At 55.5% G+C, this 13,757-nt stretch carries 10 protein-coding genes and 1 tRNA gene; 3 read left to right on the top strand and 8 right to left on the bottom strand.

Annotated elements, in window-relative coordinates; all coding sequences use genetic code 11:
• Window positions 1-27 precede the first annotated feature (27 nt).
• From L3068_RS05365 to L3068_RS05345, 5 genes are all read right to left on the bottom strand, one after another.
• Entirely contained in the window at window positions 28-2,211 is a 2,184-nt protein-coding gene (locus L3068_RS05365; protein WP_117581118.1) for a TonB-dependent receptor, read from the bottom strand.
• A 177-nt stretch (window positions 2,212-2,388) separates the two neighbouring features.
• The gene (locus L3068_RS05360) at window positions 2,389-3,411 is read right to left on the bottom strand and encodes an ABC transporter ATP-binding protein (RefSeq protein ID WP_117581121.1); all 1,023 of its coding nucleotides are present in this window, start codon (window positions 3,409-3,411) and stop codon (window positions 2,389-2,391) included.
• Between the two features lies 1 nt (window position 3,412).
• On the bottom strand, window positions 3,413-4,987 hold the full coding sequence (locus L3068_RS05355; protein ID WP_181969311.1) for an ABC transporter permease: 1,575 nt from the start codon (window positions 4,985-4,987) through the stop codon (window positions 3,413-3,415).
• Between the two features lie 24 nt (window positions 4,988-5,011).
• Window positions 5,012-6,028 (bottom strand): iron ABC transporter substrate-binding protein, encoded by a 1,017-nt coding sequence (locus L3068_RS05350; protein WP_014882857.1) that lies wholly within the window; start codon window positions 6,026-6,028, stop codon window positions 5,012-5,014.
• A gap of 333 nt (window positions 6,029-6,361) precedes the next feature.
• Window positions 6,362-6,438 (bottom strand) — tRNA-Arg (locus L3068_RS05345).
• Window positions 6,439-6,716: 278 nt separating this feature from the next.
• Between L3068_RS05345 and L3068_RS05340 the strand changes: the two genes are divergently transcribed.
• The 3 genes from L3068_RS05340 to fimZ all read left to right on the top strand — a co-directional run bounded on the left by L3068_RS05340 (window position 6,717) and on the right by fimZ (window position 9,601).
• Window positions 6,717-7,415: an EAL domain-containing protein gene (locus L3068_RS05340; protein WP_117581123.1), complete on the top strand. Its 699-nt coding sequence runs from the start codon at window positions 6,717-6,719 to the stop codon at window positions 7,413-7,415.
• Window positions 7,416-7,439: 24 nt separating this feature from the next.
• Entirely contained in the window at window positions 7,440-8,156 is a 717-nt protein-coding gene (locus L3068_RS05335; protein ID WP_014882850.1) for a helix-turn-helix transcriptional regulator, read from the top strand.
• An 812-nt stretch (window positions 8,157-8,968) separates the two neighbouring features.
• Window positions 8,969-9,601, top strand: a complete 633-nt coding sequence (gene fimZ, locus L3068_RS05330; RefSeq protein WP_014882848.1) for a fimbria biosynthesis transcriptional regulator FimZ — start codon at window positions 8,969-8,971, stop codon at window positions 9,599-9,601.
• A 51-nt stretch (window positions 9,602-9,652) separates the two neighbouring features.
• Here fimZ and sfmF read toward each other — a convergent pair whose 3' ends face one another.
• From sfmF to L3068_RS05315, 3 genes are read right to left on the bottom strand one after another with little or no spacing between them, the layout of a single operon-like run.
• Complete coding sequence (gene sfmF / locus L3068_RS05325; protein ID WP_117581129.1) at window positions 9,653-10,174, bottom strand: fimbria assembly protein; 522 nt, start codon at window positions 10,172-10,174, stop codon at window positions 9,653-9,655.
• A gap of 9 nt (window positions 10,175-10,183) precedes the next feature.
• Window positions 10,184-11,191, bottom strand: a complete 1,008-nt coding sequence (fimH, locus tag L3068_RS05320; protein ID WP_023332274.1) for a type 1 fimbria D-mannose specific adhesin FimH — start codon at window positions 11,189-11,191, stop codon at window positions 10,184-10,186.
• Entirely contained in the window at window positions 11,184-13,745 is a 2,562-nt protein-coding gene (locus L3068_RS05315; protein ID WP_045135508.1) for a fimbrial biogenesis usher protein, read from the bottom strand. The genes fimH and L3068_RS05315 overlap by 8 nt, the downstream gene beginning before the upstream one ends.
• Between the last annotated feature and the right edge of the window lie 12 nt (window positions 13,746-13,757).

The following is a 13,757-nucleotide window of genomic DNA, read 5'->3' as shown; positions in this document are numbered from 1 at the left end:
CCTGCCCCGGATAACGAGGTGGAACGCTTAGAACTCGTAGCCCACCGAGACCTTAAAGGTTCGCGGTTCGCCCTGAGTGATGTAGGTACCGGAATCGTCCACGCTGGCCCAGTAGTTTTCATTGGTCACGTTGTCGATGCCTGCGCGCACGGTCATCTGGTTTGCATTGTGGTTTAGCGCGAAGCGGTAGCGCATGCCCAGATCCAGCGTGGTATAGCTGTCCAGCTTTTTGCTGTTTGCGAGATCGGCATACTGCGTGCCCGAGTGGTTCACGCGTGCGGTGGCGGTCAGGCCGTCAACTGGCTTGATGTCGTACTCTGCCCCCAGCACGGCATAGAAGTTCGGCACGCCAATCGCATCGTTGCCTTGATTCACGCCGTTTTTGGTTTTGGTCAGCTCGGCCTGCAGCCAGGTGGCGCTGGCGTTCAGGCGCATCCCGAGCATGGGCTCGCCAAAAACGTTGAGCTCTACGCCACGGTTACGCTGTTCAGCGTCCAGGCCGTAGTGATTGTCATCGTCGAGGATCGCCGATGGCATTTTGATCTCAAACAGCGCCAGAGAGCCGCCCACGCGTCCAAAGTCTGCCTTCAAGCCGACTTCATTCTGTTTAGAGTGAACAATACCGGTGCTTTGACCGTAGTTGGTGGCGGTGTCCGGCGCGGTTTTTCCCGGCTGCAGCGCTTCGGTGTGGTTGGCGTAAAGGGAAATCTGCTCCCACGGCTTATAAACCACGCCGTAGGTTGGCATCCAGCGGCTACCGTCGAAGCCGTCCGCGTCGTTTTCCGCACCGGTAATTTTGTTATACCCGCGGATGACCACTTTCTGATGACGCGCCCCCGCGGTGAACAGCAGCTTGTCGTCCAGAACGCCCAGCGTATCGCTCAGCAGCCAGCCCTGAGTACGGGTGCGCCCGCTGGTCAGCGGATCGCTGTATTTGCCACCTGATCCATTGAAGTTGGAGCTGTCCGGCATATCAACGCCGGTGTTGTGGTAGATGTTGGTGGTCGGGTTATCCTTCGTCGCCGACATTTTCCACGCGATTTTTTCGTTTTTGGTCGTCGCCGAGTAGCCGACGTTCACCTTGTGCGACACAAAGCCGGTATTGAAATTCCCGCGAATGCCCGCCATGCCGCTAACGGAATCGCTGATGCGGTTAGTATCCAGACGGCTGACCGTGGCTTTGCCGCTTTTGTCCAGCAGCTTCGGCGCGCTGTAGATCCCTTCTTCGTGCGCGTGCTGCGCGCCCAGGCCGGTATAGGCGGTCCAGTTATCGGTGATGTCGTATTCGCTGCGCCACATCCCAAATTCGTTTTCGATGTTGCTGTAGGCCCACTTCTGGGAGAAGTTACGATCGTTTTTCGGCGGTTCAGGCACGAAATCCACCGCCGAGATGTTGACGCTGGTCGGGCTGCCGTGGAAGGTTTTCTTCTGATAGCCCAGGTCCAGCGAGGTGCGGAAACGGTCGCCATTGTAATCGAGACCGGTGGAGAGCAGCGTGGTGCGGCGACGGTCGTTCGGTACGCCGGTTTCCCCTTCACGGTGGACCAGGTTCACGCGCGCGCCGAACTGGTCGCTGTCACCAAAGCGACGGCCTGCATCCAGCGTGGTGCCAAACTGCGAATCTGAGGTGTAATCCACGCCCACTTTTGCCTGCGGGGTATCGCCCGCATGTTTCGGCTCAAGATTGATCATCCCGCCCACGCCAGAGCTTGCCGCGCCGTTCATCAGCGCGTTGGCGCCTTTGAAGATCTCAATGCGGTCAACCATCTGCGCATCCACCACCTGACGCGGCAGTACGCCGGACAGCCCGCCAAACGTCATGTCGTCGCCGTCAAACTTCAGGCCGCGAATGCGGTAGGTCTCAGCGCTGTTACCGTACCCCTGAACGTACTGCACGCCCGCATCGTTGGCGACCACGTCAGCGATGGTTTTCGCCTGCTGATCTTCCACCAGCTTCGAGGTGTAGCTGATGATGTTAAACGGCACGTCCATGGCGTTCTGCTGGCCCAGCATCCCCATGCGCCCGCCGTTCGCCACTTGCCCGTCAAGAAAGGCCGGGACCAGCTGGTCGCCGCCGGGTTTAAAGTCACTGGCAGGTGCAGCCTGCACAACAAGCGTATCTTCTTTTTTATCATCCGCCGCCTGGACGGAATGTGTCACCGCCCCAATGGCGAGCGCCAGCAGCGTTTTGTGTATTTTGGTGTTGTCCATCGTTAACTCATTTGAAAGTGCGCGAAAAAATGACCCGTTGTCGGGCCTTAGAATGTATTAACTTCAATGCAAATGAGAACTATACGCATTATCTATGCATTGGCAAGCGTCACGCGTTCATGAAGGGAGGTAATGAGGACGATGGGGAACAACCACCCCGTTTTGGGGTGGTTACGATTATAAAACGCGCGCAGTGCCCGTCACATCAATGCGTACCGCCGCGCCCGGGTGCCAGCCCGGCTGACTGACGGTCCTGAGGATAACGGGCTGTTCATGCCCCGCTAATCCCAGCGTCAGCGTAGACAGCTGACCGGTGAAGTCGACATCAAGAATGGAGACCGGGCTTTCATGAGGCGCACATGCCGTCACGCGCAATTGTTCAGGACGCATCATTACCCGGCCCTCTCCTGTTGCATGCGGATTGTCCGTCGGCACCTCGCCCAGTGCACACACGGCGTAACCGCCAGCGAGCCGAGCAGGCAGGATCACGGCACCGCCAAGAAACAGCGCCGTCTCTTCGTCAACGGGACGGGTATAGACGTCATAAGGCGTACCCACCTGCGTGAAGCGGCCAGAGCGCATCACGGCAACCTGCGTGGCAAAAGACAACGCTTCGTTCTGATCGTGGGTGACCAGAATTGAGGCCACGCCCGCTTCCGCCAGCAGATCGGCCGTTGCTTTACGCGTCATGGCGCGCAAGCCGGTATCCAGCGCCGAGAACGGTTCATCCAGCAGCATCAGCGAAGGACGCTGGGCCAGCGCACGGGCAAGCGCCACGCGCTGCTGCTGTCCGCCGGAAATCTCATGGGGCCAGTGCGTCGCGAGCTGCCTGTCGAGAGAGACCATCTCCATCAGCACCTCAACGCGCTGGCGCTTCTCATGGCGGGTACCGTCCAGCCCCCAGGCAATGTTATCTGCCACGTTGAGATGGGGGAACAGCGCGCCCTCCTGGGGCACATAACCGATCCCGCGCAGGTGAGCAGGAACAACATGATTTTCATCAAACAGCGTTTTTCCCTGCATGACGATGCGGCCGGTATCCGGCGTCTCAAACCCGGCGAGAATACGCAGCAGCGTGGTTTTTCCCGACCCGGAGGGGCCGACAATCGCCGTGCGGCTCCCCGGCGCAACGCTCAGGTTTAAGCTGTCGAGCACCTGCACGTCCGAAAACGATTTTGAAATGGCGGTTAATTCAAGCATGTCATAGCCCTGCAATTTTTTTCGACTGCATATAGAGAATGGCGGTCAGCGGGAGTGAGATCAGGATCATCAGCATTGCGTAGGGCGCGGCGGCCACATAATCAATTTCACTGGTCAGCGCCCAGAATCCGGTGGAGAGCGTGCGGGTTCCCAACGGCGAGAGCAGCAGCGTGGCGGTCAATTCGTTGCTGACGCCAAGGAATACCAGCGCGGCGCCTGCCGCAGCGCCCGGTGCGGCCAGCCGCAGGGTAACGCTCCAGAGCGCTTTCGCAGGCGTGCTGCCCAGGCTGCGCGCCACGTTTTCCAGCTCCACCGGCGACTGGGCAATCCCTGCCCGCAGGTTAATGAGCGCGCGGGGCATAAACATCAGCAGATAGGCCAGGAACAGGGTGATTTCCGTCTGATAAATGGGGCGAGCGTAATGAATAGTGACCGTGACCAGCGCCAGCGCGGTGACAATGCCCGGCAGCGAACTGGTGATATAGATGCACCCTTCCAGCATCCGGAAAATACGGTGCGGATAGCGGATCCCAAGCCACGCGATGGGGATGACGCACGCCGTCGTCAGGAGCGCTCCGCCCACGCCGAGCATCAGCGTCTGGCGCAGGGAGTGCCAGAGATCGGCGTTCATCCAGTTTTGCACGCCGCCGAGCCAAATCCAGCGGCACAGGACAAGTAACGGCACGCCCAGCGCCAGAATGACCAGCGCGAGGAAAAACAGCTGTCCCAGCGCAGCCGCCGCAGGCTTCAGCGGCCAGCGTTTCTGTTCACGTGCCGCGCCAGCGCCAATGCGTGCATAGCGCGCTTTCCCGCGCGTCACGCCTTCCAGCACTAAGATCGCCAGGCAGCATAAGGCCAATACGCCCGCCAGCATGTTCGCTGCCGGGCCGCTGAAGGTGGACTGAAACTGGTCATAGATGGCCGTTGTGAAGGTATCAAAACGGATCATCACGTACAGACCGTATTCCGCCAGCAGGTGCAGCGCCACCAGCAGCGCGCCGCCGCAGATAGCCAGTTTTAGCTGCGGCAGCACCACGCGGAAAAAGACCCGCCACGGTGGGGTGCCGAGCGAGGCGGCCACATCTTCCAGCGTCGGGTCAAGACGACGCAGCACCGCCGCAACCGGCATATAAATAAACGGATAGTAAGCTAAAACGGAGAGGAACACGCCCGCGGAAAGGCCATGCATCGAGGGAACCACGCTCACCCAGGCATAGCTTTGCACAAACGCGGGGATCGCCAGTGGGGCGACCGCCAGCGCGGACCAGATCCCTCGCCCGGCAAGCTGCGTGCGCTCCGTGAGCCAGGCGATCGCCACGCCTGTCACGATACACAGCGGTACCGCCAGCGCCGTCAGCCACAGCGTGTTGCTGAGCAGTTCAGCAACACGTGGGCGAAATACCAGCGCCCTAATCGTTTCCCAGCCCGTCTCAACGCCTATGGCAATGATAAAACCCAGGGGCAGAAGTGCCAGTAAAGAAAAAAGGACAGCTAACGCTACCATCGGCAGTGCGGGACGCCTGCGGCCAGGCTCCCGCACGCTGTTTTTGCCGAGGTCGAGACTCAGACCAGACATAAGACCTTCACTTCACTCTCAGGATCACAGCAGACCGGCTTGCGTCATCAGCTCGATAACTTTTTTACTGTTGAGCGTTGAAGGTTCAACTTTCGGTGCATCCAGATCGTTCAGCGGGACCAGTTTCGGGTTAGAGGCCGCGTTCACGCCCACCGCATATTCAAAGGCATTGTTGGTGCGCAGGCTTTCCTGGCCCTCTTTACCGGTAATGTATTTGATGAATGCCTGGGCCTGCGCTTTGTGTTTGCTGGACGCCAGCACGCCACCACCGGAAAGGCTGACGAACGCGCCCGGATCCTGGTGTTTGAAGTAGTAGAGTTTGGTGTTTTTGCTGTTCTCACCCGTTTTGGACTGATCGACAAAACGGTAGTAGTGATAAATCACCCCGCCATCAATCTGGCCGGCGTTGACGGCTTTCATCACGGTGCTGTTGCCTTTATAGGCAACGAAATTCGCTTTCATCGCCTTCAGCCATTCCAGCGTGGCTTTTTCGCCTTTAAGCGCCAGCATTGCGCTCACGATGGCCTGGAAATCCGCGCCTGACGGTGATGCCGCCCAGCGGCCTTTCCACTCGGGTTTGGCCAGATCCATCAGCGACTTAGGCAGCTGCTGTTCGCTCAGTTTTGCCGGGTTATAGACGAATACGGTGCTGCGGGCGGCAATGCCGATCCAGCGGCCATGCGCCGGGCGGTACTCTGCCGGTACCTGCTTCAGGGTGTCTGCATCCAGCGGGGCAAACAGGTTGGCGTTATCCACCAGTACCATGGACGGCGAGTTTTCCGTCAGAAATACGTCTGCAGGTGATGCGCTGCCTTCCTGAACCAGCTGGTTACCCAGCTCGCTGTCATCGCCGTTACGCAGCGTGACCTTAATGCCGGTCTCTTTGGTAAAACCGTCAACCCACGACTTCACCAGGTTTTCATGCTGCGCGTTGTATACCACAATGCCTTCGCTGTTATCAGCGGCAACGGATTGTGTGGAAAGGAAAAGCGATGATGACAACAAGGCAAGCGAGAAGCAGGACAGCAGGCGAGAATTCATGAACATATCCTTAATAGAGCAACGTGAATAATGACGCATAGCGTTGTGGGACAGGATTAAAGCATACAAAAACGCTAATGATAATTAGTATCAATCCAGTTTAAGCGTAAAAGTGTAAAATTTCTTTTTTGCGGGGAGTGAAGTGATAAAAATCCAGATTTAAAAAACGGATTAATTAAAGATTAAGAAAACATTAAGACCAGCCCGAATGGATTTTAATTAGGCTTCTATTTATTAAGCGGTTATTTATCTGAAAAGGGAAAATAATAGAGCTCGTTGCAGATCTAAGGGGAATAGTGAGAAGAGGAAGAGGCGTTAACAGCTGAAACTAAATGGCACGCCCTGTAGGATTCGAACCTACGACCTACGGCTTAGAAGGCCGTTGCTCTATCCAACTGAGCTAAGGGCGCACTGAGAAGAGTGAACTTCGCGGCGGTGAAACGCGAAGAATTATACGGTCAATGGCAGGTGAGTCAATGCCTTTTCCGCTTTCAGAGGCAATTACCGCTAGCCGATTGTAAATACGGCTATTTTCTCAACATTTCTCGCTGTTTCACCTTAAAATTTAGCGCTGCGAAAAGGCTTAGTTGCATTTAAGTAACGCCTGCTGTTTTCCTGAACGTCAGCTCGTCACACTAGAGCGAGGTATCCCGGCCGCCTGGAGGCTGACAGACAACAGGACAATGGAGTGACAGCGCAAAACCCGTTCGATACGCTCCCCCGATTACAGTCTATTTCTCAGGACATCGTCGGCATCAAACTGGAGCCTATCGTCGCCCTCAACGCCCGGCGCCGGGTCGGCGTGGAGGTCCTGAGCGTCTTGTCCGACACCGGGCATAGCGAGGACTTCTTCCGCCATCAGTCGGCAGACGCGTCTTTGACGCTGCTTGAAGCGCAGCTGGCCGCATTAAAAAATACCCCGCACGGCAATAATCTTTTTATTAATCTGCCGATAACCGTGTTGACAGCATCTGCGCCTTTTGTGCGGCTCATCAATATGAAAACCGCGCCGCTGAATATTGAGATTGTCGACCTCCCTCTCTTTCTGACGCTTTCCGCCGCACAGAAGCAGAGCGTCGTTAACAACCTGCGGCAACTTCAGGAACGGGGACACACTATCTGGCTGGATGATATCGACGAAACTATCATTCAGCCGTTTTTATTTTGTCGATTACCGTTGAACGGCATCAAAATCGATAAGAACGCATTCTGGCGTTTACGCGCCACACCTGCACTGAGGAAACTGGTTTCACTTTGCTTTCAGCTGGCCGGAAGCGTACTCATCGAAGGTATTGAGACTGAACGCGATCGTATCTGGGCACTGCAGGCGGGTGCCGATCTCGGCCAGGGATATTACTGGCCGTCCTGGACATGGCCGGAGGATTAACACGCCATTTCCAGGAGGGAGGCCATGCGAATGACAGTGCGCCGTTACCGGCGGCGGCGTACAGGAAGTGATGCACTGGGATTTACGCACTCACCTTTTGCCCCCCCCTTTTTCGACCGACTCGAGTTTTTGAGCCAGTCCATCAACCAGCCCCGAAAAACCGATGCCCCGTTTATCATCCTGGTAACGGAGGACAATTTTTTGCGCTCCGGTTTTCTCAATGGGCAGTTTCCGCTAAGCAGCTGTTGCGACTTCACGTCGCTGGACGATGCGCTGGGTGCGCAGAGCCAATGGCCCTCGGCCCGTCTGGTAGTGGATATTGAAAGCCGTTCCACGGGGCTGATTGATCAACTGGATCAGTTAAGAAGACATAGCCTGTATCCCCCCTTCCTGACGCCGTGGCTGCTGATCCGGGCTGATAATTATGACGCGCGTCTCTTCTGCAAAGCGGCAGGTCCTTTTCATGTGCTCGAACGTCAGATGAACGCAGCAGGGCTTCAGCACAGCCTGATGGAACCCCGCCCCCTTCAGGGCTCCGATAGAGACTGGTTCTCGCGCAACGAATGGCCCATTTTGCAGGAGCTTGCCCGTGGCAAGACGTTACGACAGATTGCCCTTCTGCAGAATCGTCCCTATAGCCGCATTATCTATCGCCTCAGCTGCATCCTGATGAAGCTCGGGCTGAGCCATCGCCAGGAATTGTTACACCTTCTTAATAACCTCTCAGACTGCTCGTTTTAACTTACGTCCTAACCCCTTATTTCCTAAAGCGCTTTAAGAATTTACTTACCAATTATGTTAATTTAATGTTAAACATTAACAATAAAGTCGATTTTATAACTATTCCTAATTTATGGCCTTGAACCATGTGAAATGTCAAAGATTGAATCAACTGCAGCACTTTCCTCCATCCGTTAAGTGAATGCAGAAGGCGTTAACGAGATGATAATGATGTAAAAACAAGCAGCTTCCCTTTACGCACCAGGAGCGGGAAGCGAAGCTGGCAGCACGTTCTCCTGTACGATGATGGAGCGACGTTGATATCGCTTAAGGACTTTCAGATGAAGGTCTGAGGCCCTGAGAGGGCACTTTTTCGCCTCCTCTTCTCAAGATCCTGCCTGAAATCGAGATGCCATTTCATTAACATTTTCGCAACATAAAGAGACATCTGTTATTTTTTGTTATTACATAAAGATGAAAAGATGCGGTAAATGGGATACCAGGATAATTCCGCTAAATTTAAAAAGGAGGCCATTCAGATCCAGAAGATAATACAAACCAATAAGCGGAACGTAATTTACAGGGTTTTCGGAAAAAACTTACCCTGTATAATAAGATGCGTATCAAAATTGAATAAGAAAAACCTTTTTGCCAACACCAGCCAAATGAGACGACCGCGCTGAGGCAGAGTTCTTTTCATTACGTAAACAGGGATGCTTTCGCTCTTTCCAGGGAAATACTACGGTATAGGGATCTGCTCATTATATCCTTCCGGCATTTCGAGAGTTTTACAAAACTCTACATAACGCTTTTAACAATCTGAGGCATTAAAAATGAAACCGGCATCCGTTATCATTATGGACGAACATCCTATCGTCAGAATGTCGATAGAAGTCCTGCTACAGAAAAATAAGAATATCATCGTCAAGCTTAAGTCTGGCGATAGCCATGAAGTTCTTGACTGCATCCGCAATCACCCTATCGATTTGGTGATCCTTGACATTGAACTTACGGGCACAGATGCCTTTGCTTTACTTAAGAGAATCAAAAACTTAAACAAAGACATTAAGGTTCTTTTCTTATCATCTAAATCAGAACTGTTTTACGCCGGACGTGCCATTCGCGCCGGGGCCAACGGCTTTGTCAGTAAACGAAAAGATTTGGGTGAGATCTACAACGCCGTAGAGATGATCCTGATGGGCTATTCTTTTTTCCCGTCGGAGACGCTGAATTTTATAAACCATATGGGGTCGGGAAAGGGAGAGCTGGCAGATATGCCGTTATCGAATCGCGAGGTTACGGTATTACGTTATCTGGCGAATGGGCTGTCCAATAAGGAAATTGCGGAGCAATTGCTATTAAGCAACAAGACCATTAGTGCGCACAAATCCAATATTTATTCCAAGCTGGGGGTGCAAAGCATCGTGGAATTAATTGATTACGCTAAAGCACACGAACTGCTATAACCTGAATTCACTCCCTGCAGTTTATCTGAGCTGCAGGGAGTGCGGTCAGTGCTAATTATAATTAATCATGAAGGTCGCATCAGCATCAGCCTTTCCGGGCTGAGGGTTATCGGCAGTAGCAATATAATTGGCATAAAATGACAGTGTCGCATTCCCCTGCGCATCGACCGTGACCGGCTGGCTGGCCTGCTGGAGATCCAGACGCGATTTATCCGCATCCCTGATCTCGACGGCGACGCGGCTTGCCGTGCTGGCGTCGTTCAGTGCCAGCAACCCGTTGTTGCTCCCGTCAGCTTTACCGGAAAACGTAATGGACGCGGCCCCTGGCGGACAGCCGGTCAGTTTCAGCGTAAAAGGCATGGGCTGCGTGCGGCTCCCGGTAGTGCTGAGCTGCTTCGTGGGCCAGGTGCCCAGCGTGACGGTTTTGTCACTGTCGTTCCCCTCGGCTATGCAGGTAAAATCGACGATATTGCCGTAGAGCTGAATGTTAATTTCGCCCAACGCGGTTTCCGCCTGAGCCTGTGTGCAAAGCGCAAAGAGCGCTACGGTGATAAAACGGATCCCGTTTCGCATATCGGCTCCTTAGTCGTAATCCACACGCAAATACCCGCGCGAGGTAAAGCGCCCTTCCGCGGGCTTATTGCCCGTCACGCTCACTGGCCAGACCCGGATCCCCACCTGCGCCTGCGCGCTGTCGTCCAGACGGAACGGAATTTTGCTCGTCAGGTTGTTAGGCGTTAACGGCGTACCACTCTCGTTGGCAATGATGAACCCCACATCCGGGTTATCCGATACCAGTGCGTTACTGGAGACCTTTTCAGCCTCAACGCGCATCGTCAGCATGGCATTCGCCTCTACGTTGGTGCATTTAATCGCGATGGTTTTACTCTGCGATGAAACCCCTTCCGGCTTGTTACCCGCGCCCGCTTTGCTGAACAAGGAGGCGCCAATGTCCCCGAAATCAAACTCAACCACATTACCGGCATTGATTGCGCAGCTTTGCGGTACCTGAATGGTTCCGCTGTAGCTGATGGTATAGACCGGTGTGGTTAACGGGTCAGAGGCGGTCGTAGTCACGTAAACACGGAACATCGTGGCACGCGGGATCACCACCATGTTGATAAAACGCCGGGTCACCTTAAGACGGAAAACCAGGTTGGAATCCTTAACGCCAAACGGTTTGTTTTTTGAGACGTTCGGATGGCTCCCCATCTGGATATAGTTTTGCGGGGGGTAAAACTCGCCAGCATAGCTGTCCGTGATTTTCATGGCCCCATCCAGATAGTCGTTAAGCTTCAGATACTGGTAGCGATCGCTGGTCCCGGTGATCGGGTAATCGGTGACGTAGCTGCGTCTGGTGGTATTGCCGGTCGTGCCCTTCGGGCAGACGGCATTCACCCCCACCCATTGCGATTTTTCGCTGAGGGTCACAATCTGACCCACCTGGTTATTCGAGCTGTTGAATTTATCCGTCAGGTCGTAGTACACCTCTGTCGGCACGCCATTTTCGTTGACGCACACGGTCGCCAGTGCGTGTGACGCGGGCAGTAAAGCCAGAAGTGATAAAGCAAAAATGTGGATTTTAATCACAGCGGATCCCCTTAAGTGTGATTGCCTGTTGCAGGCTCTTTTCAGGCAAGCTGTAAGGCGCACGGCACTGGGACTGTGCCCCGTTCCCCCACTGGATCAGCAGTTCGCCTTCGAGCGGCAGCCCACTCAGGTAAATTTGCCCGTCATCTCCCACCATGCTGGTCACGCCACTCTGGGTTTCACGCACCACGGCGCCGAACGGCACGGGCTGGTTACCACGTGTGACGGTCAGCAGGGCACGCACGCCAATACGGGTGTCAAAGCTGGCGCGCACCAGTGCGCCTTTGGTCGGCACCACGCTGCTCACGTTATTTTCGATATCGGTGTTGTTGCTCATGGTATTGGTATCCAGCGCCACGCGGTTATAGCGATAGACGGTGGCATACGGCATCACCGCATAGCCGCGCCAGTCGGTCTTCACACCGGTCTGGTTTTCCACGCTGACGCCTGATGCCCCCGGGGCTTTGATCAGCACGTTGGTGTCGCCCAGCGGCTGGCTAAAGGTCACGCCGTCAGCATGGCCGACCACCCCGCCGGAGAGCTGCCAGTTGAAATCGTGCTGATCGCGGGAATAGTTGTAGCCCACCCCCAGCGTGCCGTAGGTTGCCTGCCAGTTGGCGCTGGCGCTTCCGCTTGAGCCGTTGGTGCTGGCGTGTCCCTGGGTCACGCTGTAGTTCAGGTTGCGGTCCTCCAGCAGCGTGCCGCTGACGCCGGTTTGCCAGCTGGTATCACCCTCACTGTTTCGGCTGGCGGATGCCGTGGCGTAGGCGCGGTCAATCGCGCTGTCCCGGCGATAGCCCTGACGGGTAAACAAGCTAAACGGCACGGAGACGTTGAACGACGCGATCCGGTCAGTCCCGTCGATCCCGACGGATTTGTTCCACGACCACGAGACGGAATAGTTGATCCCCTTCACGCCCCCCGCGTAACCCAGCTGATACCAGAGGTTCGTTTCGTCCGTCCCCCAGTAGGTTTGCTCACTCCCGGAAATATAGACCGAGCCGTAATCCCCCAGTGACTGAGAGACGTTGAGCTGAAAGCGGCCTTTTTTGTTCCACGTCAGGTTGTGATAACTCTGTACGTCAGGCACATCGTTACCGTCCTGATTATCGGCATACTGATAGCCTTCCATTGAGCGCCAGGCGACATCATCCAGGGTGTAAAACCCTTTGGTGGAGTAGCGGTAGCCCAGCAGCTGGAAGTTGGTGCCGAAGCCGTTGAGCGATTTGGCATAAAGAAAACGCAGCGACTGCCCTTCGTGCTTGCTGTCGTCCGCGAGCTGGCTGCGGGCATGAGTGATATCGACCGATACCGCGCCCCAGTCACCGAGGTTTTTCCCGGCCCCGACGGCCAGCGCGGTATAGCGTGACGCCAGCTGCGTACCGCCATACAGGGTAAAGCCGTTGACAAGACCGGTCACCAGGGTGCCCTGGGTGAAGAACGGCGTATCCTGGTCGCTGTTACCGCTGCGATAGTCCCCCGCCACGAGATCGTATTTCCAGCGCCCTTCTCGCTGCAGCAGCGGGACGGTGGAATACGGCACGGTGTAGCGCTGCTGGCTGCCGTCTTTCTCTTCCACCGTCACCTCCAGGTCACCGCTTGAGGAGGTCGGGTTAAGATCGGTGATAGCAAAGGCACCAGGCTGAACGTAGCTTTGATAGATAACGTAGCCGTTTTGACGCACCACAACTTTGGCTGGCGTCCTGGCAATACCGCGCACGGTCGGGGCGTAGCCCTGCAGGCTGTCCGGGTACATGCTGTCGGACGAATAGAGTCGTCCGCCGCGAAAACCGACACTGTCGAAAACATCATTCCCGGTATTGCTGTCGCCCAGCACCAGTTCGCTTTTGAGCGGGATAACGGTGCGCTGCGCCCAGGTGCCAATATTCTCCCACTCACTGTGCCGCTGCCCGTTATTCTGGGTGTAACGCCATGCGCCGTTGTTACGTAAACGCCAGGCACCATAGTTCAGCCCGCTCTGCAGGTTGAGATAGTAGCTGTCGTCTTCGCTTCCCCGGTTGCCCGTGAAGCTGTAGTTCACCAGGGCGGCGGGAATACCTTCATCCCACTGTTCGGGCGGGATGTAGCCGCGCGCACTGTTTTGCATCGCCACCTGCGGCAGGCTGACGTTCAGACGCTGTGAGGCAAAGTTAAATACCGTTTCGCTGCCGGGAATGGCCGTGGTCAACGGAACGCAGGTTTCGCCCTGCACGTTAGCCAGTTCGGGAAACGCCGCAACGTTGACGCCAAAGCGATCGAGCATCGCGCGCGTAATGCACGGGGTCAGACCGCCCGCCACCGGTGGCGTATTCTCAGCCTGCTCAAAACGCACGTCCTGAGTGCCGATAAACTCATCGTTACGCCAGATATCCACGCGATAAACGCCGGGTGCCTGCTGGTGTCCTTGTTCAAAACGCGACAAATCCGCCACGCTGGCAGTATCGTCAGACAAGAAGGCCGGGTTGAAGTAGCTTTCGCTCCAGCCAGCCTGGGGCCAGAGCGCGGCCATCAGCGCCAGCGCAACCGGGCAGTAACGTCCCTGATGGTTTTTCATCGCCCTGTCTCT

Source organism: Enterobacter cloacae complex sp. ECL414 (assembly GCF_021869685.1).
Lineage (GTDB): Bacteria > Pseudomonadota > Gammaproteobacteria > Enterobacterales > Enterobacteriaceae > Enterobacter > Enterobacter kobei.
This window is presented reverse-complemented; position numbering and strand designations above follow the sequence as displayed.

Bases quoted from the DNA above. Each gene is read 5' to 3' on its own strand.
- L3068_RS05315 (WP_045135508.1), bottom strand. From the start codon at position 13,745: ATGAAAAACCATCAGGGACGTTACTGCCCGGTTGCGCTGGCGCTGATG.
- L3068_RS05350 (WP_014882857.1), bottom strand. From the start codon at position 6,028: ATGAATTCTCGCCTGCTGTCCTGCTTCTCGCTTGCCTTGTTGTCATCA.
- L3068_RS05355 (WP_181969311.1), bottom strand. From the start codon at position 4,987: ATGTCTGGTCTGAGTCTCGACCTCGGCAAAAACAGCGTGCGGGAGCCT.
- L3068_RS05360 (WP_117581121.1), bottom strand. From the start codon at position 3,411: ATGCTTGAATTAACCGCCATTTCAAAATCGTTTTCGGACGTGCAGGTG.
- sfmF (WP_117581129.1), bottom strand. From the start codon at position 10,174: ATGCGAAACGGGATCCGTTTTATCACCGTAGCGCTCTTTGCGCTTTGC.
- fimZ (WP_014882848.1), top strand. From the start codon at position 8,969: ATGAAACCGGCATCCGTTATCATTATGGACGAACATCCTATCGTCAGA.
- L3068_RS05365 (WP_117581118.1), bottom strand. From the start codon at position 2,211: ATGGACAACACCAAAATACACAAAACGCTGCTGGCGCTCGCCATTGGG.
- L3068_RS05335 (WP_014882850.1), top strand. From the start codon at position 7,440: ATGCGAATGACAGTGCGCCGTTACCGGCGGCGGCGTACAGGAAGTGAT.